This window comes from Pseudomaricurvus sp. ABR4_320, from assembly GCF_056159445.1.
In genome coordinates, this window is the sequence record NZ_JBSWVF010000003.1 from 578,002 (window position 1) to 601,845 (window position 23,844).

The 23,844-nt window shown below is 47.3% G+C and carries 16 protein-coding genes; 6 read left to right on the forward strand and 10 right to left on the reverse strand.

Features of this window, described 5'->3' with window-relative positions; genetic code table 11:
- Window positions 1-34: 34 nt before the first annotated feature.
- The 4 genes from ACXAFR_RS08740 to ACXAFR_RS08755 all read right to left on the reverse strand — a co-directional run bounded on the left by ACXAFR_RS08740 (window position 35) and on the right by ACXAFR_RS08755 (window position 4,893).
- Window positions 35-1,378, reverse strand: a complete 1,344-nt coding sequence (locus ACXAFR_RS08740) for a hypothetical protein (RefSeq protein ID WP_475175683.1) — start codon at window positions 1,376-1,378, stop codon at window positions 35-37.
- Between the two features lie 86 nt (window positions 1,379-1,464).
- On the reverse strand, window positions 1,465-2,436 hold the full coding sequence (locus ACXAFR_RS08745; RefSeq protein WP_475175685.1) for an acyltransferase family protein: 972 nt from the start codon (window positions 2,434-2,436) through the stop codon (window positions 1,465-1,467).
- Window position 2,437: 1 nt separating this feature from the next.
- The gene (locus tag ACXAFR_RS08750) at window positions 2,438-4,558 is read right to left on the reverse strand and encodes a YjbH domain-containing protein (protein WP_475175687.1); all 2,121 of its coding nucleotides are present in this window, start codon (window positions 4,556-4,558) and stop codon (window positions 2,438-2,440) included.
- 14 nt (window positions 4,559-4,572) lie between these two features.
- Window positions 4,573-4,893, reverse strand: coding sequence for a hypothetical protein (locus tag ACXAFR_RS08755; protein ID WP_475175689.1), 321 nt, complete (start codon window positions 4,891-4,893; stop codon window positions 4,573-4,575).
- Window positions 4,894-5,796: 903 nt separating this feature from the next.
- Between ACXAFR_RS08755 and ACXAFR_RS08760 the strand changes: the two genes are divergently transcribed.
- The 5 genes from ACXAFR_RS08760 to hppD all read left to right on the forward strand — a co-directional run bounded on the left by ACXAFR_RS08760 (window position 5,797) and on the right by hppD (window position 13,220).
- Entirely contained in the window at window positions 5,797-6,930 is a 1,134-nt protein-coding gene (locus ACXAFR_RS08760; RefSeq protein WP_475175693.1) for a polysaccharide export protein, read from the forward strand.
- A gap of 108 nt (window positions 6,931-7,038) precedes the next feature.
- A complete protein-coding gene (locus tag ACXAFR_RS08765) occupies window positions 7,039-9,267 on the forward strand; it encodes a polysaccharide biosynthesis tyrosine autokinase (protein WP_475175695.1) in 2,229 nt (742 codons plus the stop codon).
- Window positions 9,268-9,336: 69 nt separating this feature from the next.
- Window positions 9,337-9,849: a hypothetical protein gene (locus tag ACXAFR_RS08770; protein WP_475175697.1), complete on the forward strand. Its 513-nt coding sequence runs from the start codon at window positions 9,337-9,339 to the stop codon at window positions 9,847-9,849.
- A 794-nt stretch (window positions 9,850-10,643) separates the two neighbouring features.
- A complete protein-coding gene (locus ACXAFR_RS08775; protein ID WP_475175699.1) occupies window positions 10,644-11,810 on the forward strand; it encodes a glycosyltransferase family 4 protein in 1,167 nt (388 codons plus the stop codon).
- 372 nt (window positions 11,811-12,182) lie between these two features.
- Complete coding sequence (hppD, locus tag ACXAFR_RS08780) at window positions 12,183-13,220, forward strand: 4-hydroxyphenylpyruvate dioxygenase (protein ID WP_475175702.1); 1,038 nt, start codon at window positions 12,183-12,185, stop codon at window positions 13,218-13,220.
- 63 nt (window positions 13,221-13,283) lie between these two features.
- Here the strand turns inward: hppD and ACXAFR_RS08785 are convergent, their stop codons facing one another.
- The 4 genes from ACXAFR_RS08785 to ACXAFR_RS08800 all read right to left on the reverse strand — a co-directional run bounded on the left by ACXAFR_RS08785 (window position 13,284) and on the right by ACXAFR_RS08800 (window position 20,270).
- Window positions 13,284-13,559, reverse strand: a complete 276-nt coding sequence (locus ACXAFR_RS08785; RefSeq protein WP_475175704.1) for a hypothetical protein — start codon at window positions 13,557-13,559, stop codon at window positions 13,284-13,286.
- A 451-nt stretch (window positions 13,560-14,010) separates the two neighbouring features.
- A complete protein-coding gene (locus tag ACXAFR_RS08790) occupies window positions 14,011-14,331 on the reverse strand; it encodes a hypothetical protein (RefSeq protein WP_475175706.1) in 321 nt (106 codons plus the stop codon).
- Window positions 14,332-14,743: 412 nt separating this feature from the next.
- Window positions 14,744-18,115: a FecR domain-containing protein gene (locus ACXAFR_RS08795; protein WP_475175710.1), complete on the reverse strand. Its 3,372-nt coding sequence runs from the start codon at window positions 18,113-18,115 to the stop codon at window positions 14,744-14,746.
- Between the two features lie 178 nt (window positions 18,116-18,293).
- Entirely contained in the window at window positions 18,294-20,270 is a 1,977-nt protein-coding gene (locus ACXAFR_RS08800; RefSeq protein WP_475175711.1) for a CHASE2 domain-containing protein, read from the reverse strand.
- A gap of 398 nt (window positions 20,271-20,668) precedes the next feature.
- On the opposite strand from ACXAFR_RS08800, the gene ACXAFR_RS08805 reads away from it, so the two are divergent.
- A complete protein-coding gene (locus tag ACXAFR_RS08805) occupies window positions 20,669-21,319 on the forward strand; it encodes a Crp/Fnr family transcriptional regulator (RefSeq protein WP_475175714.1) in 651 nt (216 codons plus the stop codon).
- Window positions 21,320-21,342: 23 nt separating this feature from the next.
- On the opposite strand, the gene ACXAFR_RS08810 is transcribed toward ACXAFR_RS08805, so the two are convergent.
- Both ACXAFR_RS08810 and ACXAFR_RS08815 read right to left on the reverse strand, forming a co-directional pair.
- Window positions 21,343-22,287 carry a sulfotransferase gene (locus ACXAFR_RS08810; RefSeq protein ID WP_475175715.1) on the reverse strand — a complete coding sequence of 315 codons (945 nt, stop codon included), beginning with the start codon at window positions 22,285-22,287 and terminating at the stop codon, window positions 21,343-21,345.
- Between the two features lie 71 nt (window positions 22,288-22,358).
- Window positions 22,359-23,837: a hypothetical protein gene (locus ACXAFR_RS08815; RefSeq protein ID WP_475175717.1), complete on the reverse strand. Its 1,479-nt coding sequence runs from the start codon at window positions 23,835-23,837 to the stop codon at window positions 22,359-22,361.
- Between the last annotated feature and the right edge of the window lie 7 nt (window positions 23,838-23,844).

The following is a 23,844-nucleotide window of genomic DNA, read 5'->3' on the forward strand; positions in this document are numbered from 1 at the left end:
ACTCTAGACTGTTAATTTCAATTCAGATAAACCCCTAAGATTGAAGCTTTCGTTCATTTGCGCACAGGCATAGCGCTGCAAAAATTGGAAACAGTTGCCCCACGTTTGGCATTGTCAGCGAGATCATACAAGCAATTAAAAACGTTGAAAATGCAACACGCGATGCGAAACCATATTCCTTGAAGCTAACACTTTTCCTTAGTGGAAAGATACAGATATAAATTAAAATTAATAGCAACGTAAAGCCCACACCCCCTAAATTTGCTAGCCAAACAGAAATCAAGCCATTTGCTCTTGTAGACCCCATCCCAGCCCCAAGGAAATAAGTCTCTTGTAGTACCCTCATCCCTATATTCGCGAGAGCCATCCTCTCCTGACCCGACGATGAATTCATCTTTTCGAAAATTAAACTGTTAAAAACAACTCCAACAATATCTGCAAATGACTCGGATAGCATGTACATAAGGATAGATATCGTGGAAAACACCAAAAAACATGACATCAAAGAGATCAATGCTCTATTTCTTGATTCTCGAGTAGCTAGTAAAGCCGCCAATATAGATGCCAGCAAACCATAGCCAACACACACAAAAGCAGTAGAAGATAATGATAGAACTGAAATTAAAAGACTAGTAATAAAAAAATAAACAGCCTTTTTTTCCCCTGTTATTAGAAAGTAGGTTAACCAAAGAGAAAAGAGAACCGCAGAGAACTGTCCCTGCCGTGCAGCCTCTCTAAATCCACCAACTACACGCTCAAAACCATGCACACTTGCAGATTGAAGGTTTTTGTAATGAGCAGTAAAGAACCAATCCTGAATGAACTTTAAACCAGCAAGATCCACAAACACCATAATTAAATTTGAATAAAATGCTAACTCCAATAATCTAATCAATACCTTGGTATCATACTTTCTTGCAATAAAAACGAAGTATAGAAATGCCCCCATCTGAAAAACGAGATAAAACATCTGAGAAAAATTAGATAATGTAAGTTCAAGAGGGCCCACCGTAAGTAAAAACCCTTTTCCAACTTTGGTAGCCTGCCCACCACCAAGGGAAGAGACCTCAACATGATGCGAGAACATACTAATAGAAAATATTGTTACCCATAAAGCATGAAAAATTAGGACTAAGATCAGCGATGTTTCTATAGCATTATTTTTTTTAATAGAAAACTTTGAGCGCGCAATATAATCACCAATCAAAAACATCAGATATGCATCAAATGCATTAATCCCAAAACCACCAAAACTAATTAAATAAGTTGCTTCAAATGGCAATGCTATCCCGGCAGAAGATACCTTATTAACGCCAAATGCTTTTGAGAACAAAAGGCATGCCATGAAAAGAAATAGTCCAGGAAGCTCAAGTGACACATCTAATACCAGAATTTTTAACAGCGTTAAAGATCAGGGGCGAATCGGAAATTCAAATACTCTATAAAAAAACCTCAAAAAAACTATTAGGCCCCAATCAAATAACGACTTCTTTTCCCCAGCATTTTTTTTGTCGCATAAATTGACACTAAACAAAGTATAATAATTAGGCAGGTAATGCTTAAAACGGCCAACAATTTACCACTTGAAGCCAAAGACTCTCTATTTGGAAGAAATCTTATAGCTGCAATTACATAACCATGAATAAAGAAAATACCAAAGGAGTTCTTAGCAAGAATGTCTACAACCTTTGATCTATGCGACTCTATACTTACAAAAAACAAAAAAAAGAAACCTAATGAAATAATTTTTAGAACGAAATTGACATTTTCAGTCACCCCAACACTTATGTAGACAACCAAAACAGCAAGAGGTAATGAAGATAATTTTATAATTTTTGCTGCCCCTCTAATGTTCTCATATGACTTTGAAAAACACATCCCCAAAATAAATACAGGCAGATAATGCATAGCAGCAACCAAAGGTTGATCATTATTTTCCGGCCGATTAAAGATTAAAACCGATACGACCAAAGAAGCAATAAAGGCTAACAAGTAATTATCCTGAAACTTATCAAACATTCTAAGCATCGGTGTAGATAAATAGATTATGAAAATCATGGGAACAAACCAAAGTGGCCCTAGATGAACTCCCGTAACCAACAAATAAAAAGGTAGCAAATATCCGTTTATCTGAGACAAATCTAAGTTTGGGTGCTGTTTTATTCCTAAACAGTAAATTAAAATTGCCGGAACCGATAGAAAAATGTAAGGGATAATTACATTTTTTATCTTTCTGGAAATAAAATTTTTGTAGTTTTCAGAGATAGAAAGGTTTTGAAAAAGGAACCCAGCAGCAAATGTAAAGGCAATATTTACATCTCTAAATATATTGACCTCACTCTTGATTGGCTCCAGCTCGTTAATAAGTGAAAAAACGTGTGTTGCCACTACTAAAATAGCCGCAAAAGCTCTGATATATTGAATGGAGTAAATCATATCAATTACCCAGCGGATTTGTTGAGTACTTCAACGAAGCGCTATCATTCCAAATCGAATTAGAAAACTCTCCCAATCTCTGCCCACCATCTCTTTGAATAGGACGAACAGATGTTGAAAATGTGCTTCTCGTGCCTCTTTCATAAATACCGTCTAAGGGAATCTTGATAAATATCCCCTTGTCAAAACTGCCCTCACCAAAATCTTCCGATGAAACATCTGTAAACGTTGCCCATGCGCCAACACTCCACCCATTTGAGAATGTTCTTCTTATTTCAAAGGTAGCACCTGTATCTTTCGCAAGGTATTTTCCAACGTGTAAAGCGACATCATAGTTATAAAAAGGCGTGTCCCAATAGGCGCTTACAAATCCGGTAACTGTTTCATAATCCCTCATTGCGAAATCGTCGTCAGGCTCTCGCTGTTTAACCCAAGCCATAGACGCACCAAACCCAACACGCCAATTGTATGGGTGATAAAGCACTTCACCCCCAGCGCCGGAATACATCTCTTCAAGTATTCCACCGAAACCACGCCAGTAGGTGCTTGGGTGAATAGTCCCTCGCTTTTCTAAATAAAGGGCGTTTAACCGGTTTTTATCTTTTAAATAATCGACAACATCGGTGCGAACATGAGGCAATACGGAATTAGAATCTCGAATACTTTCGTCAAAATTCTGGTCCAACATGTGGGTGTATGAACCACGGATTAGATAATTATCCGGAAGTGGGATCGTTGTATTGGCGGCAATGCCAATGCCGTAGCGGAAGGGTTCTTCAGGGTCAAACAGCTGTATACGAGTCGTTAAGCCTAAATCAAAGGCGATCTTATTTTGAACGAAATTGGTCTCATAGTCGGCATCGTTAATTGCCGTCGCGCTTTTCCATTCAGGCTGAAGCTGATGAACCTCTAGGTCTTCCTCAACGATAAAAGGTGTAGGCCGTTTAACCTCCATATTAACCACTTCATATCCCCTGTCCTCCAGAGTAAATTCGATGGTTCTAATATTGTCAGGTAAGTAGAGATCACTTAATGAAGTTGCACGATCTACCGCATCAGACCATTCTGGATAGCTTTGATTGCCAATTCGCAAGTAGGCAACACCTTCTCCTTCATCGAGCTTTCCTGATAACAGCAACAAACCAGATTGTTCCATATCAGCCAGCATGGCTGGGTACCATGTTTTCTCTTCTATGTTTGTATGTAAAAGATCAAAGTTTCGATATTTCACAGGCCGAATTGGAGTTCGGCGTGCTGTATTCGCTTGATACGCTAAGCGCATGCTCCAATCAAACCCTTGCTGGCGCCCAATACCCACCGTTAAATTGGGCGTAACATCCCACTCTGCGCCATAAGATAGTTCTGTTTCTGGCTTCTCGACGCCAAATCGGTCAACATCGTATCGGTTATATTCTGGATTTCGCTCCAACAACAAACGTACTGGGTAGCGATCAAATTGATAAGAGACTCCGCCAAATAGTCCGATGTTCTCACCTTGAAACAATGAACCAAGGGGAATACGACCAGGACGACTCCCGCCATTTGCGCCGTCTTCTCGATCTTCGAATTTGTCACTGAGATAAATCAAAGGATTCTTTAAATCGTCATCCCCCGCCATGTCGCCCCAACCCACTCCAAGGGTGACATCAAAATTCCCAATATTTTTAGAGGCGACAAGATATTCAGACCCGACGAGCCCGGTACCCACAAAATCACGCATACCGATGCTCACTTGGGGCATATAGTAGTCTTCTTCAAGCAGTCGAATCTTGGCCGCAAAGTTACGATCGTAATAGTCTGACCAGCCTTGATTTTCAATATTTTCTGCATCACGGACTCGTCGATAGCGAAAGGTTGCCTCTAACCAGGGTAATGCCTGATAGGTTAAGGCGAAATTATCGTAACGGTCAGACGAAGAAACCGTGGTCGTCAATGTGGCATCCTCTGCCATATGGGCACTAGGAATATCAATTAAACCCGTTGTTCCAAAATTAGACGCCCCTGCAAAACAGAAACCGCTCAAACTTATCGCAGGCAAGAATAACAAAATAACATTACGGGCCACCGCCACCTTTTTTCCGCAGCAGGTGAATTGCTTTAATCTTGATTCTCGCTTTACCACAAGCAACGCCATTGTTACCGTTTTGTCACGTTTGCGGATTCACCAACAACCTGCTGGTCTGATCCATTCTGCAGCTTATTTAAAGCCTTACCTCGAATCAGCGGCCCCATAGGCAGCCCTAAGCGCACGGCAGCCGCGTAGTTCATTCCGTGAAATTTTGGTTTCCGGGCCTCAACATCTTTGGTGACGTCGTCAGACCGACTTGCATCAGCCACTGCGGAATTTGAGCTCTGCGGAGGCTCTGCGAAAGAACTGCTGAAGAGAAGAAAGGAAAGCATGCTGGCTTTTAACAAACGTAAAGCCGCGAAAAACCAGGAAAATTCAGGAGAATCCACACAACGTCCTTCGTTGATCTAACTGCTATCCATACTGCCCATAGGCAAGGGATTCCACCGAGGAATACCGCAGAAAAACAGAAACTATGAATTGTTTGCGAGCACACCATCCTGGGGCTACGCAATAGGTCGGAGGTTTCAGTATATCGATACGAGGGTGTCACGCAAAGCATGAATCACTCGAATTACTGATCAATATCTCCGGCTAATAATTTTGTACTAGTTTGTGACGCACACTTTACAAAAAAACCGAAAAAAACATCCATTGGTTGTAAATACACAGCAAAGTTATGGTGACATTGACCAGAAAGTTTGAGTACACTGGATCTACACAGGAATTTTACCCGGCAGGGAAATATTGCAGTCTAATGGCTAGGGAAGTTCTGGTGGTTTTTTCGCAATGTGCATGCAAGGTTGATTGTTGGCATGCGTCAGGTTGACGCACAAGTTGAAGCATTGAAGCGAGTGATAGGAGAATGGCAGTTCGCTGCTTTATCGCTAGATAATGCCTGAATAACACGGGTTGATTACATTTTCGGCAGCATGCATTCCATCGAGACAGCGGTTTTTGAACTTACTAGAATGCTCGACTCGATGACTGGCTCCATTTCTGTTTAAGGTCGAAATCGTGAACGCATTCAATCTTAGATTATGCGGTGCGTGCTCCGCGTTTGGGGTCAACCTGTGAGCATGAGAGCTTCAACGGCAAAAGCCAACCCTGGTGGCGACAGCTCACTGCTTTTCGCTTAAGGTCTCAAGCAGACTACACCTAACAACAGCAACCTTGTTTTGCGCAGATACGTCGCTTAAATCGTCCCTGCAATCTTCTGACGATTTATAAACCTGCGAATTAGCTTATCAGCCACGTCTTAGTTCGTTGCATTGCCGCTTAAGGATATGTTCATGCGTTTTAGTGCCCTTTCTTTTCCTCTGATAGGGGTAACTCTGCTTACCTCCTGCACCATAGTCCCCGGAAGTCATATGCGTCGCGACTTATTCATGTATGACGAAACGCCATCGGAGTATGTCGAGGCAACGACAGACCTGGATTACATACCCATTAATTCTACGGTTGTCACCAACCTTAATATTCGTGTTAAGGAAGAGCCCAAGCCTGACAACTCCCTAAAACAGAAGATAGACAACTATCGGTATCACGTGGGCCCTGGCGATATTCTCACCATCATCGTCTGGGAGCACCCAGAACTGACCATTCCTGCAGGCTCGTTTCGATCCGCGGCAGAATCAGGCACCGAAATTAAATCTGACGGCACCATCTTTTATCCCTATGCCGGGCAAGTTGATGTTGGCGGACTGACGACGGCCGAAATCAGTGAGAAGCTACGCTCCAGTTTATCTGGTGTTATCCGCAACCCTCAGGTAGATGTTCGCGTGGCAGATTTCCGCAGCCAGAAAGTCTTCGTCAGCGGCGCTATTCGACAGCCTGGCACATTAACGCTTAATACTGTCCCACTGACTCTGCTTGATGCCATCGACCAATTAGGCGGCTTGGCAGATGATGCTGCATGGGAATCTGTCGCCTTAACACGCGATGGGGTTCGCCAGACGATTTCATTACGCTCTATTTATGAACAAGGCGTCATTTCAGAAAATTTGCTCCTGCAAGATCAAGACGTCATTCATGTACCCCGCTACGATGCGAACAAAATATTTGTACTAGGAGAGGTTAGGTCTCCAGGTAGTATTTTCTTGTCGCGTAATGGCACAACGTTAGCAGAGGCTATCTCTGAATCCCGAGGTATTGACGAAAACCGTGCCGACGGTCGTGGCGTTTATGTCTTACGAAACACGGGTATAGATAAAGATGAGGCAGGTTACCCTGTTTATCGGGCGCAAGTGTTTCATTTAAATGCAGCCAGCGCGGTGGGCTTTATGCTCGCGGATCAGTTTCCGCTACAAGCTCGTGATGTGGTTTATGTTTCGGCAGCCCCCATTGCCCGTTGGAACCGGTTTCTTAGTCAATTACTTCCCACTATCGTCGCCACAGAAAATATTGGCGATATAGAAAACAACTGAGTTTTGATTTCACCCAGCCTGACTCGCTTGCCACCTGCGCCACTGGCCCGAACGTCTCGCGAATCAGGCAACGCTATGCGCAGCATCCTGCCGGAATTGATTTAACCAATGACAAGCTCTCACCCTGATATCTCTCCTTTAAAGGCCTCTTCGCGCACAGCGGATGATGAAATCGATTTGCTGGCGTTATTTTTCAGTATTTGGGAACGACGCACCTTCATCGGCCTGATTGTCGTCCTGTTTCTTTTTATGGGCGTTGCCTACGCGCTTCTTTCCACCCCCATCTATCAGGCGAATGCGGTCATCCAAGTGGAAGAAAAAGCGTCGTCGTTACCAGGGCTTTCAGAAGTCACGGAACTCTTCGGTAGCGAATCCAGCGCGATTACTGAGATCGAATTGATTCGCAGCAGAAAGGTCATCGGCGTTGCCGTAGAACAGGAACACTTAAATATTAAAGTGGAGCCTCACTACGTGCCGATCATCGGCAAAGCGTTCGCCCGTAGGAAAATGCCGATCTCCTGGGGTAATTACGCCTTAGGTGACGAGGTGGTCGTCATCACATCTCTGCAGGTTCCAGATCGAATGTACGGTGAAGACCTCGAATTGATTACCGAGGGTGCCGGTATGTATCGCCTGATGGATCCAGAAGGCAATGAAGTTCTGAGGGGCAAGGTTGGCGAAAAGGCGGAAGCCGGTCTCTATTCCATTTTTGTGCAAAAACTGGAGGCATCAGCTGGCATTAGCTTTACCGTGAAAAGGGCCCGTACGCTTAACACGATACTTCGTTACCAGCAATTATTGAGCGTCTCGGAGAAAGGCAGTGATTCCGGCATTATAGTTTTGTCGCTGGAAGATGAATCACCCGAAAAAGCCGAAAGTATTCTGAACGTCATTGCCGACGCCTACATTCGCCAAAATGTAGAACGCCAATCCGCCGAAGCCGCCAAAAGTTTGGATTTTCTGCACCAGCAACTACCAGAGGTGCGCCGGAATTTGGAATCCGCAGAATCTAAGTTCAATGAATACCAAGTCGATGCTGGCTCTGTCGACATCAGTGCAGAGACAGAAGCTCTATTGCAGCAAGTGGTCGATATCGAATCAGACATCGCCCAACTCAGACTGCAAAAGGCCGAGCTCGATCGCAAATATACCAAGGACCACCCAACCTATCTGGCATGGCAAGAACAGGTTGCCGAATTGGAACAGCGCAAAAGCGAACTGGCCGAAAAGGTGAAAGACCTGCCCTTTACGCAGCAAGAGCTGCTGGGGTTACGGCGGGACCTGGAAGTCAGTACCGCCATTTACACTCAGATGCTGAATAATATACAGGAGCTGGACATCGCCCGTGCCGGCGCCGTCGGGAACGTGCGCTTAATCGACGAGGCCGCCACTAACGTGGAGGAGCCCGTCAAACCCAAAAAGAAAATCATTGTTGCACTTTCCTTTATGCTGGGCCTGTTTTTGGCAATTGGTATCGTCGTCATTCAGCGAGCATTGCGTACCGGCGTGGAAAGCCCGGAAGCATTGGAAGACATCGGCCTGCCAGTTTATGCCTCAGTGCCATTATCAGAACAGCAGATGAAGCTGGACAAGGTCTCCCAAAACTTTTTCCGCTATCACAAAGTCAGTGATGCCGACCATCCTGGCGGCTTGCTGGCAAAAGACGACCCTACCGATATTTCTATCGAGAGCCTGCGCAGCCTACGCACCAGCCTGCACTTTGCAATGCTGGAGGCCCGCAACAACATCATTATGGTTTCTGGCGCCAGCCCTTCGGTCGGCAAGTCCTTTATTGCGGGCAACTTGGCTGCAGTTATCGCAAATTCGGGTCAGCGCGTTTTACTGATTGATGCCGATATGCGCAAAGGTTACCTGCACGCGATGTTTAAAAAGGTCAATACTGTTGGCCTTTCTCAGGTGCTGGCCAAGCAAGCGACGGTGGAATCACAAATTCAATCCACCGATGTCGAAGGGCTATATATCCTGGCCAGGGGCAGCGCGCCCCCGAATCCATCGGAACTCCTCATGAGCGCCGGCTTCACAGACGCCATTAACCTAGTTTCAAAACAATACGATTATGTGCTTATCGATACCCCACCGGTCCTCGCTGTCACCGACGCTACCATTGTCGGGCAGCAATGCGGCGTTGCCTTTTTGGTGGTCCGCTATGGCCTAAACAGCACCAAGGAAGTTGAATTAAGCTACAAGCGCTTCTTGCAAAACAATGTGCCGGTTAAGGGGGCGATCCTCAATGCCATTGAGAAAAAAGCATCGGGATACGGATATGGCTATGGATACAACTATTCCTACGAATATAAGTCAGATCACCGCAAGTGACGATTGTGCATAACATCAAATCCACGCCCCCCTATTAACCAAACCAGACCGCAACCAATGCGCCGCATAATGCCAACCATTTTGCTCATCCCCCTACTGCTATGTCTGCCGGGTTGCATTGTGGTGAAGTCATCGCAGCTTCAAGGTTTAAAGGACTTGATGACCGACGACTCTAAGGAGCTGCGCCCTTTTGAATGGGAACTGCAATGGAATCAGTACAAAAAACGCGTCTATGTGGTGGATATGAGCCCGGTGTTTGTCTTCGGCAATATCTATGGGGATGGCATAACTCTGGAAGGCTACGACTTGCTCGAAGCCGAAAGCCTAGGGCGATTTAACTATCTCTGGCAATTTATCGAGAAGAATGGCTTTATTACCGCGTATGAATCGGGCGAATATCGAGCCACCTACCAATGCAGCGAATGGGCTGCTTCGGCATTAAATATGCTCAGTCAGAGCTGCAAAAGCACACAGGGTGTTGAATATACGAACACGGCCACGCTGACAGACGACGGTTCCGTGATCGAACTCAGCTATGATTTGTTCGGGCCGAATTCACCGTTGGTCCTTAAAAAAATCTAAACGCCCCATGGCGTGCCTTAACACATCCTAACGCACCAGGTTGACGCTAAAAAACGCCCGCACCATTTTTCCTAAAGAATCATTAGCACTGAAAATTCTGTGAATTGGTTCAAATCTGGGCCCAAACTGCTCCCAAAATCGCCACATTCATTTCTTTTTATTCTTTTAGCATGACAATTGCTTAACAAACCTAAATTGATCGATCCAGCACCACCAGCCGCACGTAAAAACGCTCAATGTCGTTTTGGATCTAGAAGCACATCAGAACGTCATACTTTGGTTTAAATATGCGGCGACACTACGCTCTAAAGGTATAAAACAGGTAGGTAAATGTTGGCTCATAGAGTTTGCTTTCTCAGATAGTAAGGGCAAACTGGGGACAGTAACCAAGACTGCACTATGCAAGATGTTGTCACCAAGATATTTAATTTTGGCGGGTACAGTGATACGCTTGGTTGTCAGTATTCCAGCACTGGACGCAGGGATCTGTTGTTAAAATGGAATGAAGACGAGTTTTCGACCCGGTCGGCAGAAATTGACATTTTGACACTGAAAACAGTCAGAATTGAACATTTTTCTGTTCTGCCAGTCTGATACTGGGTAAACACTTCTTAGTGTATCTTTCCGCAACATATTCCAAGTGTGCAGTGTGATTGATTTATCACGGATAAATTAAAGGGTGAGGTCTGCTTGGCTTTTTCAGCCATGCCGGTCAAACGATGTTCAAACAACGTTATTTTGCGACCATCAAGGTGTTTTTTTGGCTCATAAATTGAGCACGGAGTTTTTTGAAAATGGGTAAAGTCCGAGTGATGATGCTGGGTTTGCGGGGTTTTCCGCAGGTTCAGGGCGGGATTGAAACTCACGCCGAGCATCTCTGTCAGGAGCTCCAAAAGCAAGGAAGCGTGGAAGTGAGTTCAATTGTTCGTTCGCGCTACATGCGCCACTATCCAGGTAAAGACTATAAAGGCATTCGTCTTCATCGTATTTGGAGCCCATCGTCGAGCAGATTGGAAACCATCGTACATACTCTGCTAGGTGTCTTATACGCAGGACTAATCAATCGCCCGGACATTCTTCATATCCATGCGGTTGGCCCCTCATTAATGGTACCTCTCGCTCGCTTACTGGGCCTAAAAGTCGTCATGACCCACCACGGGCCGGATTACGATCGTCAAAAATGGGGCAAACTTGCTCGAATATCTCTTCGCCTTGGCGAGAAGTTCGGCGTCATTTACGCCAACAAAACGGTCGTCATATCTCGCACGATTCAAGATCAGGTCAAGGCCATGTACGGAGTCGATACCGTTCGTATCGCCAATGGCGTATCCGTCTTTGATCTGCAAGAGAACAAAAACGTTCTGGAGAGCTTCAAAGTGAATCCCGGTCGCTACATTTTGATGGTTACCCGCCTGGTACCAGAAAAGCGCCACCTGGATGTTATTGAAGCCTTCGCCAAATCAAAACTCAAAGATTGGCAGCTGGTCATCGTAGGTAATGCCGATCACGAAGACGATTACGCACGCAAAGTTCTCAAAAAGGCAGCGATGACGCCACGAGTCATCATGCCTGGCAAACAGACCGGCGACGCATTAGCTCAGTTTTACTCCCACGCAGGGCTGTTTATCTTACCGTCTTCCCACGAAGGTATGCCTATTGCGCTCCTGGAAGCGCTTTCTTTTGGACTTCCTGTGCTTGCAAGCGACATCCCTCCCCATCTTGAATTGGAACTTGGCGAAGAGTGCTACTTCCCGCTGGGCGACACCAAAGCCCTGGCCAACTCCTTTAACGAGCGTTGTGTACCAACCGCCCAAGACGATGAGAAGAAGTCCGAAATCCGGTCCTGGGTATCCGAAAAATACAACTGGCGCGATGTCGCGACCCAAACCCGCTATGTTTATGAAGACATTACAGGCGGGGGCATGGGCGTGGGAAAGAAAGTGCTTGATCATTCCATGTAATCTCCATTTTATGAAATGATCACCATAAGAGGCCGTCACTGACGGCCTCTTTGCGTATAGGGCTCCAAATCTCGCCCCTTACCCTCAACTGTCCAGCCAGCCACCTTCTGATATATCGATAAAAGTAGATTGCATATTGGAAAAAACCGAGTAGGTCAGGATTCTAACGCCTTAATAAAAAAGAACCAGGCGCCACAAGGGCTATAAGGGATTCGCCGCCAGCGAGCAAAAATAACCGGTCCTAAAAATCCGTGCACAAGTCACAACTTTAGACTTCCTGACTATGTGATAGCCAGGACCTGTGTTAGTTTTGCGACGTAAGTTCGAATTTGTATCAATATGTCACAACGCATTAACGCGAAGGAGAATAGCATGGCTTCACAAAAGGACTTTGTGGCGGTTTCCGGCATGGCGTTTATTGAATATTCAGGCAGTCGCCCCAACCTGCTCACCTCCCTGTTTGATCAAATGGGATTGTCAAAAGTAGGAAACATCCCAGAAACCCCCATAGAGCTGTATAATTCCGGCGAAATCTATTTTATTTCTAACCCAACCTGCGGCGGCAACGCTGAGCTGTTTCGCTCAGTTCATGTTCGCGGTGCCAGCGCTATGGGCTTTAGAGTAGAAGACTCCGCCAAAGCCCTCGAGATCGCCCTCAGTAATGGCGCCTCCGAGGCAGCCGTCACCGATTACGACATTCCTGCCATTAAGGGTGTCGGTCAATCCATCATTTATTTGGTTGATGCTGAACACGAAAAGGCTCTGTTTAAGCAATTTGGTCACAACCCGGCAGATGCCAAGGTCGAGAGCTCCAACCTACAGCGCGTCGACCACGTTACCCATAATCTTAATAAGGGTGGCGTTGCCAGAATGTGTAAGTTTTATGAAACCATTTTTGGCTTCCGCCGTGTGCGTAACTTCGACATTCAAGGCCAAAAGACCGGTCTGTTCAGTGAAGTGATGGCAAGCGAATGCGGCAGTGTGATCATTCCGCTGAACGAATCCAAAGACGATATTTCTCAAATTGCTGAGTTTTTGCGGGAATACAACGGCGAAGGCATTCAGCATATCGCGTTGGATTCATCTAACCTGTACGACACCGTTGATCAGCTAAGTAACAATGGCATTCCCTTTCAGGATACGCCAGAAACTTACTACGAGCTGGTTGATCGTCGCCTTCCCGGCCACGGCGAACCCGTTGAGGAACTGCGCAAGCGTCGCATTCTGGTAGATGGCGGAAAGTTACAAGGTGGCGGCTACCTGCTGCAAATCTTTACCAAGAATAGCATTGGCCCCATTTTCTTTGAGTTTATACAACGCAAAGGCAACAAGGGTTTTGGTGAAGGCAACTTCCAGGCTCTGTTCGAATCCATCGAGCTGGATCAAGAACGCCGCGGCGTTTTTGGTTAGTCGAAGTAACTCTATATTGCTGTACATAAAAACGGCCCTTTGAGGGCCGTTTTTCTCATTGCATTAATGATTGCAATAGCTGTCTGGGACTGTGTATCGAAAAGTTTCGCCATTTCTAATACATATGAGCTCGCAATAACCTCCCTCATCATTCCACTCAAAGCTATTTTCGATAATTATGGTGGACTGCGTCGCCGATGAAGCGCCCATTCCTGCTTCAAAAATATTCGAAGACACTGCAGCTTCCTCACTACCATTTTCATCCGATTGATTAACGGCTTCTGCTGATCCAGCAATCAAGAAAAAGCAGATACCGATAAGCCCCCATCTATTTGCCACGTCAAACTCCTTATGCTTTTCGCATCGATGATATAGACCGCAGACATCCCCCAGCAGAACCACTCATTTCTGCATCTATCCATAAAATGAAGACAGTAGGCGCCCACTTCAATCAAGTCGGCAACCCCTATGAGAAAACATCACATTAACGAATAGCTGGAAATAGTGCGTCAAGACGACTTACTACTAAGGCACGGCCAAAATAAATTAGCCTTGAAAAAGGGTGGGCAATGCCACCGATAGAAATAGTACTATACCGTACGATTATGTATAGTATTTTTATCAATAAGACAAGGCTAATATTAATGAGAGATCAACGGCTTTTATAGATACTAGGTTTATAGAGGCTGCTGTGACTGGACTCACGGTTACGTAAAAACAATGGATGACGGGATAACCATCACTTTTGAGGGCGGTAACGAAAAACGGCCCTATTGAGGGCCGCTTTTCATCATCGCTGTGTACAATAGGCATCAGGAACTCTATGGCGAATTATTTCGTCACCTCTGACACATACAAGCTCACAGTAACTGCCCTCTTCATTCCATTCAAAGCGGTTTTCAACAGCAATCGATTTAGATGTCGATATCCCACCCATTCCTGCCTCAAAAATGTTCGATGCTTTAGCTTTAGAATCCGCCTTTAAGGCGTCGTAATTTCCTATTTGGCTTGGATCAATTTGGATACTACTTTCATCCGCCTGAGTTTGGGCTGCGACCAGTAAACCACAAACACCGATAAAACCTAACATTCTTGTCATACCATCCACCATAATAATTTCCGCCGATGCAATGTCTGCAGCACTCCATGCCCGCATAACAAAGCAATTTTTTCTTAGCTTTATTGCCGCTAGCTGCAATTTCTTGAAGCAAAGACAGCAAACTACACCATCCAGATGATCAGCATATTTCTGATTGTTTATGCGGTTACGAGAATCGTCTTGCTGCAGCTAACCCGTACGATAAAGCAGATGAGTACAACCTAACGCGACGAGCATCACGAACAAAAGAGATATCGCTTCCAGTTTCTAACGGGCCTGCAAGCAGGACCAATTCCAGGTAAAAATAAAAAAGTCACAGTATTCGACACGATACTTTGACGGACAAAAGCAAAAAACAAGATGGGAGTTGCCACCAAGGTGGCGAATCCGTTTCAGCAAAAACTGATTACAGCGTATTTACTTACTAGAGATTTAGGTTAAGTGTTAGATGGAAATAACGAGTGGGGTAAAACGCATAGCGGTTAGACCCGAAATCCAGAAACTCCTCGTTTTCATCCCACACATTGTCCACCCCCAGCTGGAGGTATCCATGTCGTCCCGGCAGGCGGAAGTTTAGGGATAGATTGGTCACAGAGACCTCATTCCGTTCGCTAACGCTGCCCACATTCACCTGGCGCTCTTCCCAGAGATACTCTTGCTCTGCCGACAAAGTCAGTTTGTCGTTCATAAACCAGTGTAGACTGACCGGGATCGTTTTGCGCTCTAAATGGTAGATATTAACTGTGTCAAAAGAAACGTTATCAGCATCATTATACCGTCGATCCTCGTAATTCGCCTTAACGGAAAGCGCAACGCGGTCGCCGAGCGGCAGATAACCGTACAATGACGAGATCTGCTCACCGTATGACAAACCTGTTTCCATATCGACCTGACGATCAACAAACCAAGCACCGGCTTTTAAAATCACCGAATCATAATCCAGAGCAATGGCCAAATTTTGCTCTTTTGAATATCGCTCCTGGCCAGAATTATACAATTGCGAAAATCCGTTAAAATTCGTTGGCTCGAGGCTATGACCGGCGGCCAATTGTGAAACACGATTCTGAAAGCCAGCAAAACGCAAAGATAGCTGATCTGTCAGCGCAACCTTGAATCCCAATTTCCCCAGCCAAAAATCATCTTCGCCATCCTCCTTCTCAATGGAGAACCCATCATCCGTAACATATTCATCTTCGGCATCTAAATATTTTATTCCAGCAAAGACATCCAACCAGTTCGACACCGGCCGATTCCAATAAGCGTATAAACTGCGGTGCTCAACATTCACTTCTGTTTGACTTAGCGTACTGACCCCGATACCTGGTATCGACAAACCAATATCACTATCGGCTGTTCTTTGCTGTTGCTCAACACCAACCACCCAGTTTCCCACCTGGGTCCGGCCGGCAAATTGGAGCCCTAAAGTATCGACTTCAGTCCTTATAAAACTGCTCGTAAAGATTGCGTCAAAACTATCACCAATCATCGAACCTTCATTGTAATCACTATCCAGATGACTCCAAGACGCGACAAGGTCCCAGCTATCACTGAGTCGATGCCAAGCCCCAAAACGCCAGTTACTGGATTTATCCCCTAAATCATAACCAGAGGAGCTTTCCGAAAGTGACGGCTGCAAATTGCTATTATCAACAGTGCTATCAACCCATTCAGCCTGGATGCGAGTATCCGGATTCACTTGCCATTGAACCATCCCGTTGACAACATCCTGCTTTAATAATGCATCGTCACGCCACATATCAGATTCATAGTGATACTGGGCTAGATTGACTGACACAGGCCCCCCCAACCAAGAAACGGAAAGATCATTCCCCCAAGTCGAATCCGAACCACCAAAGCCTGTAACCGAACCATAGAGCCCTTCCTGGGTGAACAATGGGTGGTATTCGTTTATCCCAGGATTTTGCGGACCCTGCCCCTCAATAAGCGACAGGCTGGCACCCGATAATTGAGGTTGTAACGGATAAGAAGAAAGCGACTGCCATAATTTAGACTGAAGCAAGTCGTCCGCACTGGCGCTGTCAAAATAACCAAAATTGCTGTAGTAGTCCGACATGAGTCGATGACCCGCGGCACTTGTAGGATCATGGGCCAAGGCATCCGCACCTGCGGTTAATATCCCCGAGTTATAGCCGACGTCTTCGTAGGCTCGGGCCCGGGTCACTTCGCGGGTCGCAGCATCACTCTGCAACAAGGCTTTGGAACGATATACACCGCGTGCGTCATTACGGTCAGCTGACGCTTCGAGGGATTCGATGGCGCCAATGGGATCGTTAGCAAACAGCTTTTGAACCCCTTCGTAAAACCACGGTGTGGGATCTTCTGGATCAAATTCTTTGGCCAACTCCCATTGGGTCGCGGCATCTTTATCGCGGCGCTCTTCGAAGTAAATGCGCCCTAAATAACTGCGCAACACACTGCGTGCGGGGTCAAGGCTGGTCGCCAACTCCAACTCACGACGGCCACGACCGGTGTTTCCTTTTCTCACCAGTGCCAGCCCCATCCCCAAATGGGCTCCCGGATGGTCTGGCGCCTTACTCAACGCCTGCCGAAATCTCTGTGTGGCCGCCTCAATATCCAACGCGAAAAGATGCACAAACCCAAGTTGCACAACGGCCTCAACGGCATTGGGATCCAGCTCAACGGCGGTCTCTGCCGCATCACGAGCGGCCTGAGTTGCGTTAAAGACCTGCTGCATCTGACTTAAACGAGCCCACGCCAGAGCGTTAGCCGGGTGGCGACTTACGGCTTCTTGCGCAGCCGCTCGTGCGGACTCAAGCTCCCTTACGGACTGCCACGCATAGGATAATGCGATCCATCCAGCGGCAGAATCCGGGTCTACCTGCAAGGCCCGCTGTGCGTTGGGTACCGCTTCACCAAATCGGTTCTGGGTATTCGCGATAATACTGCGCAACGCCAGTGCGGGCGCCCCTTCAGGGGTATTGTCCGGCACTTGATTGAGCAGGTCCTCCGCCGAAGCAACCTCCCCGACTGCCAGCAATATTGCCGCGCGCGCAGTCCTGGTAGCCGCCGTCTGCGGTGCCGCGGCCAGGCGAGAGAGCGCCAAATCCGTTCGCCGTTGACGCAAATTGGCCACAGCATCAACGAGCGCTGGATCACCCTGGCGGGAGAGTTCCGTCAGGGTAGTCAGCGGCGGATAATAGATCGCATGATCGACAAGAGGCCCTTTCTGCACCGGAAAAACCACAATTTCTTCCGTTGCTTGGCCACTGATCACCGCTTGCTCACCTGGCATTAGCTCACGCCAATCGTCGCCGCGGCGGGCAACAGAGACATCACCTTCCATAACAGAGACGCGGCTTTCACCCCCAGCTGCAGTCACCAAAAATTCCGTGCCATCGACCGCCGCGTTGACGAACGGCGTTTCTACGACAAAGCGATGACTGATACGACTGAGGTAATAAGATACCCCTCGGCGCAATTGCACGAGAAAGTCGTCTTTTGGTTGCGCCTCTGGGAATGCCAACAGGGAATTGGCGCTGAGCTGCACGGTGGTATTGTTACTTAGAAAAAGGACCGCACGACTGCCCTCCCCAACCTGGATACTCTGCCCAAAACACACGGCTTGGCCTTGGCCGGCGTGATCCGCCGAACCCGCCACGTCAGTTGTGCGTTGTCGAGCTGAACTGCGCAGAGGATCGACGTGACTTATCCTCACATCGCCCTCAACAGAAACCACTTTTGCAGCCCAGTTTTCACAGTCCGCCCACGCAGGCAAGGCTAAAACTACCAGCGCAGAAAAAACAATTCTATACACTTCAGCCTCTGGAAATAACGGTAATGCCGACCGGCTCGGGGGGAGGGTCATAATTGGCGAAAAAACGGGCGACACCCTACACGATACTGGGGTTTACAGCAACAAACAGGCGCCTGTTTCTACATTGCTTAAGAGGCCATAGTGGCACTTTTGACACACAGGAAGCAAGAAAAGCTTTTCACTTCCTTACAATGACAACAGCGTAACCTTGAGGTTCATCCAACCAAACTCTAAGAGCCTCATCAAGGCAGCAACTACGCAAAAAATCACTTACTGGATCACTGGATGACGCATAAATATTCCTAAATTTCTGTTCAGCCGCAACAAACATTCCCCGCTGAAAGTCTTCCAGGGCCTCTTGAAACCGCTCTTCGTCAGCGTCTAACCAATGATTTAAACGGGGAGAACAGAGATAAACCGGCTGCTGCTTCCCCTTTAGCAGGAACCAGCCAAGCTTACGAAATGCGCTGTCATGGCCCGAGGTACACTCACGACTTACCAGTGTCATCACCCCCAGCGTCTTGTTCGCCCCCTCCAGCCGCGAGGCCGTGTTTACTATATCTCCGACAGCGCGATACTCGAAATAATCCCCAGCGCCGAAATGCCCAAGCAAAACCTCACCAGCGTGCGCCCCAATCCGCGTCGGCAGCGTGTTTTCATGATGCAATTCATTAAACTCTATGACCGACTGATCCAGGGCCGCGATGACGTCTGCAGAAAGACGCCCGACGTCCTGGGGATTCGCATCAGGCCATAAGGCAATGATACCGTCGCCAGCTACGTCGGATATAACCCCTCCAAACCGCCGTATGGTATCGATGATGGCTCGATAATAATCGTCCATCAGCCTTTTTAATGCATCCGAGCTCAACGATTCCGCCACCCGGGTGTAACCTTGAGCATCAGTCACAACGCAGAGCCCATAAATGCTCTCCTGATAAGGAGAAAACTCTCTGGAGGCCGCAAGCCGTTTGATCTCCGCAGGTGGCAAGTAATGGCCAAAAGAGCGCTCGAGCCGCAACTTCTGCTCGCCAATCTGGCGCACCCTCCACCCCAGCAAGGTCAACACCAATAGCGGCGTAACGATAAGCACCGGCGTGATCCAGGGCAGCCAGATCTGCCATTTCGCGAACAGCAAAAACACGCCCGACAGATAGGCTCCGAGCCACCCCAGCAACAACGGAAACGCCCATAAAGGCCGTAACAACCTGAAAATGAGAAACACGATCAGCGCAAAAATAGCCGTCGCTATAGCCCATGCCGTATGAGACTGCCTCAGCCAGCTTTGCTCTCGGAGATTGCTGAAGGCGGTCGCAGATAGCTCCACCCCACTGATATCCAGCTGTCCGGCAGAGGTAAATGGCGTACGAAAGCCATCCCTCTGTCCTGGCTGATGGTGTGCAGAATAGCCCACAAAGACAACCGCGTTGCGCAGCTGCTGGGCATAACGTGCGGGATCCGCGAACAGGTCTTCCAAATCGATGGTCGTAATCGACCTGGGTGGCCCATAGAAGTTGTAGGGAAGTGTGGCTCCCAGAGGCTCAACATCCTCAAAGTGATTTTTTTTCGGATCCGTGTAATGCCACAAGGCGACGGGGAAGGTGTGGTATCGACGATCCAGCACCCTGCGCAACCAAAAATAGCGGACACTGGCCCCCACTTTGGGAAGCGGAAAAGGGTGAATCGCAAATGCTTGTTTGGCAAAGAGCGGATGGGGATAGATGATGGAATCTTGATAGAGGCTTTGGCCGTTTAACTCCAACACCTGACGGCGACTATGGGCAAACAGCATCACTCCACCATGCTTCGCCATCGCGTCGGCAAACTGCTGATCTGGACCGGATTCACGCAATCCTTCAAAAAATACGTCAAAGGCGACAAAACGAGCGCCCAGCTCCGTCAATCGGCTGACCAGGCCAGCGTAGACGCTGCGCGGCCAATCGGTCATCAAGCGAGACAGATGGAGTTTGTCGGGAGTTTGCTCCGTAATCGCAACAATAACCAGGTCATCCGGAACCGGACGTTCTCCACGCCATTGAAACAACAGGTCCAGCCCTGGCTGCTCCTCGAGATTAACCGCCCAAGGAGACAACTGCCATATCGCCAGCAGCAATAGCGCGACTACCCCCAAGATTGCGTTTCGCAGGACTGCCATTAACCGTACACATCTATCATTCAGAGAAAATCGCGCGCCAACCGAGAGAGAGTCCAGCCAAAGCCTCTACCTAAGCACTTTCACCCCCAATTGCCCGGCAGTGGCACACCAATCAAGCTCAAGATCATAACAACCACCGACAATAATCAGGGACTTTGAGTGATTTCAGCGCGATGGCGTCAAATAATACCTGATATCGGCTACCATAGTCTCAGATGAACCTATGCAGGCTTAACACAACTTTGTACCATGGGGGATTCTATCCCGGATGCGAATTTGCGAGATTGTGACCGCGAAACCACATCCACCCCGTCGATCACCGCCAAACTGTGGCAGCCCCTGACCAGCCGGCATCCACCCCGTGATCATTCTGATACTGGCCAACGGAGCACAAAACAATGAGTCATCTCGCCCAGGTTCCTTTGTTTTCCTGCTGCACGCCTGAGCAAATCCAGCAACTGGAACAACATGCGGCCCTGAAATCCTTCAAAAAGAACTATGTCGTGATTACTGAAGGAGAAGTCAGCGACCCCCTCTACGTCATTGTTTCCGGTCGCGTCAGAGTCTTCTGTAGCGACGAAGACGGCCGTGAGATTACCCTCAACGACCTAAAAGCTGGCGACTATTTCGGTGAACTGGCACTGCTGGATGACTGCGAGCGCTCCGCATCCGTGATTACCACAGAACCCTGTCGCTTTATGATTCTGACTAAATCCGTGCTTGTGGAATCTTACAGGGATAACCCGGATCTGGCTCATAACATCATTGTGATTCTCACACAGAGAATTCGTTCTTTGACGAACAACGTCAAGAACCTCGCCCTCATGGACGTCTACGGTAGAGTCGCCAACACCTTGCTGCAGCTGTCTGTTATCAATGGGGAGCAACGCATTACCGAAATCCCACTGACGCAGCAGGATATCGCTAATCGCGTCGGCGCCAGCCGGGAAATGGTATCGCGCATCATGAAAGACTTGGTCACGGGAGGGTATATTTCGATGGAAAAAAAGAAGATTATTATCAAGGAGAGCTTGCCGTTGCATTACTGAACGGCACGCCAAATAAAGTCTCGCTAGATGTACCCAAGTTTCCGATTTAGAGATCCACAGGATTTTTGAAACGCTAGCATTTCATCACCGACTAAACCATCCTTCCAGCGAGTATCGAGCTTGACACCACTGTCTCGCTTATACATTGTCGCATTACCATTCACGAGGTGGCGTTCTCCATGACTTAAATTTGTCATAGAGGATTCATAATCGACCCCTAAAAATTGGCAGATTGAATCCAACGATCCCTCAAGATCACCAACCAAGTCTTCATACTTCAACCGCAACAAACCTTCACTTCCTACCAGGTTGGTCAATTGCCGCTCAGCTCTACGGTTGTAGTTTCTCCAACCGGCAATAGACTCAGGCCGAGAAAAGCCGCTGGTTCGCCGAGAATAATAGACGCCTCGACCATCCCTTGTTAAATAAATGATACGAACTTTTTCTGGACAGGCTTTATAGAGTGAAACGGCCTTATGAACATTTTTAGAAGAGTCAATAATGAGGTCTTTACCCCATTCTCGACTGATCACATCATAAAGGTAAAGAGTGTTTTGAACCCCCTTTTGCAAGCTTCCAGGGATTTTAAGTCCTGGGTTGACCTTATGAACGTCCAACCCATAGACCATATCGCACCATAATGTCCTCAGCTTCGTACTGTAGGTGTACATTTTTGTCTGCTGCTGATGATCAATAACGACCGACGCTTTTGTATCCCACTGCCTGAGTGCGTAGGGGTTTTCATAAAGATCCACTCCCATTTCTTCCCGCACTTTAGCAATCACACTGGACCAAGCGGGGCAATCTCGCAGCTTTTCGCCACAGGAGCAGGTTTGGTTAAGAGCTATCGCCTTCCCAAGAAAACTAAACTCGCCGGTAGAAGCGGACGTTGAGTGCCCTCCAAGCAGCAAGTCCAATAATGTAGAACCGGAGCGAGCAGCGGAGCAAATTAAACAGTACTTCGTCATAAATCATTCATCAAAATTTAAAAACTCAAATACACCGGTCATGTGATGCGGCCCAACAGTGTACAGAAATACTAAACGGCTTCCCGATCAATCAGAAGACCTCTACGACGCTTGACGGGCGCTTCATTTAACAATGGAGCCACCTCAACTTCTTTAGCGCCTATTTTTTCATAATAAAATGATCGTCTTAGCCAAGCAGTACACCCAAAAGCGGTAAATATAATAAACATCATTGGAGCGGCGTAGGGAATATCGTTTCGATAGACAAGGGATAACGCGAACAGAGGCATGGCAACATTTAGCGTTCGAGCCAACGCCCTCTTCCATGTCCCTGGCGTAGCGTATTCGGTCAAATAGGCTGTAATTCTAAACATTGAATACAAAATGCCGAGAATCGCAGCAAACCCTACGATTCCAACGTCCCATAGAAAGAGTGCGAGTGCCGTTCTATCAATATTTTTAGGGCTATGCTCTTTGCCCATCGCCCCCAAGGCGCGCCCTACCGTACGAGAGCTACCTAATCCATGCCCAATAGCCATATGAAGAAAATCGCCATCAGCATGCTCTTGCCACCAATAAAGCAGGGATCCCATGCGGGTTAAAACGCCTTCTTGCTCGGCAAAGTAACCACTTTTCGCCTCAAAGCTATAGGCAAAAATTGCCTCGGCATCCTGCGGATCATTGCCACCTGAGGACCAATGTAATTTCTGATAGGTAAATAACAGAGCCGCCAGCATTAAAGCTCCGCCGCCGCCAAACGCTATTAACTTCAAAGGATTAGCGAGCAGCTGTTTCCGGTGCAAAACAAACAGAGCGACAGGCAAGTAGAAAAAGATAATTTTCACTTCCATGATAAGGAGAGGAAAAGTCGTCAAGCCTAAAGCAAGATAAAACATCTTTCCTTTTAATATATTTTCTGACCTCAGAGCTGAGAAAGCGATAATCATTAACACCAAGAAAAATGCCAGGACAGCAGTAAGGCCTCCAGACTCCATACTTCCGCCAAACGTCCCAACAACACTGTCGGACGCCTCAACCGTACCCAGCCCACTGGCAATACGGTAGTTTCTTACGAAAATATACTGGTATAACGCAATCACCCACTGCCCTAATGCAATCCCGCAAATCAGCATGAGCCAGCGCGACATAACTTTGTCGGAAATAGGTACTTGCATGAAAAATACCCACATCCCGGCAAAGAAAACCAAACTCTTCAATGCGACAACAAGCTGCATGACTGGGGATAAAGCGAACGCAGAAGAAAGCGCACAAACGAATAGGAAAGTCGCTAGACTGGCCAATAATAAGCCATCACCTTGACATGAAATCCTTACTTGAGAACGCTGAGTAAAAGCGTACACAAACATCAACAGACCGGCCCCGTAAGATACCCACACCAGCATCTTCGCAGAAGGAATAAAATACCCAACGGTGCCACCGATAACCAGCGAAAATAAGGTAGTAAACCAAAGTAGCAGGACAGGCCGAGCCAGCAAGGCAAAGGCGCCGAGAGCCCCCACCGCCATTACTGCTAAAATCAAGGCTTTCATTTATCTA

Excerpts from the sequence above, each read along its gene's own strand:
- ACXAFR_RS08745 (WP_475175685.1), bottom strand. The coding sequence starts at position 2,436 with ATGATTTACTCCATTCAATATATCAGAGCTTTTGCGGCTATTTTAGTA.
- ACXAFR_RS08760 (WP_475175693.1), top strand. The coding sequence starts at position 5,797 with ATGCGTTTTAGTGCCCTTTCTTTTCCTCTGATAGGGGTAACTCTGCTT.
- ACXAFR_RS08765 (WP_475175695.1), top strand. The coding sequence starts at position 7,039 with ATGACAAGCTCTCACCCTGATATCTCTCCTTTAAAGGCCTCTTCGCGC.
- ACXAFR_RS08770 (WP_475175697.1), top strand. The coding sequence starts at position 9,337 with ATGCCAACCATTTTGCTCATCCCCCTACTGCTATGTCTGCCGGGTTGC.
- ACXAFR_RS08775 (WP_475175699.1), top strand. The coding sequence starts at position 10,644 with ATGGGTAAAGTCCGAGTGATGATGCTGGGTTTGCGGGGTTTTCCGCAG.
- hppD (WP_475175702.1), top strand. The coding sequence starts at position 12,183 with ATGGCTTCACAAAAGGACTTTGTGGCGGTTTCCGGCATGGCGTTTATT.
- ACXAFR_RS08790 (WP_475175706.1), bottom strand. The coding sequence starts at position 14,331 with ATGGTGGATGGTATGACAAGAATGTTAGGTTTTATCGGTGTTTGTGGT.
- ACXAFR_RS08800 (WP_475175711.1), bottom strand. The coding sequence starts at position 20,270 with ATGGCAGTCCTGCGAAACGCAATCTTGGGGGTAGTCGCGCTATTGCTG.
- ACXAFR_RS08805 (WP_475175714.1), top strand. The coding sequence starts at position 20,669 with ATGAGTCATCTCGCCCAGGTTCCTTTGTTTTCCTGCTGCACGCCTGAG.
- ACXAFR_RS08810 (WP_475175715.1), bottom strand. The coding sequence starts at position 22,287 with ATGACGAAGTACTGTTTAATTTGCTCCGCTGCTCGCTCCGGTTCTACA.
- ACXAFR_RS08815 (WP_475175717.1), bottom strand. The coding sequence starts at position 23,837 with ATGAAAGCCTTGATTTTAGCAGTAATGGCGGTGGGGGCTCTCGGCGCC.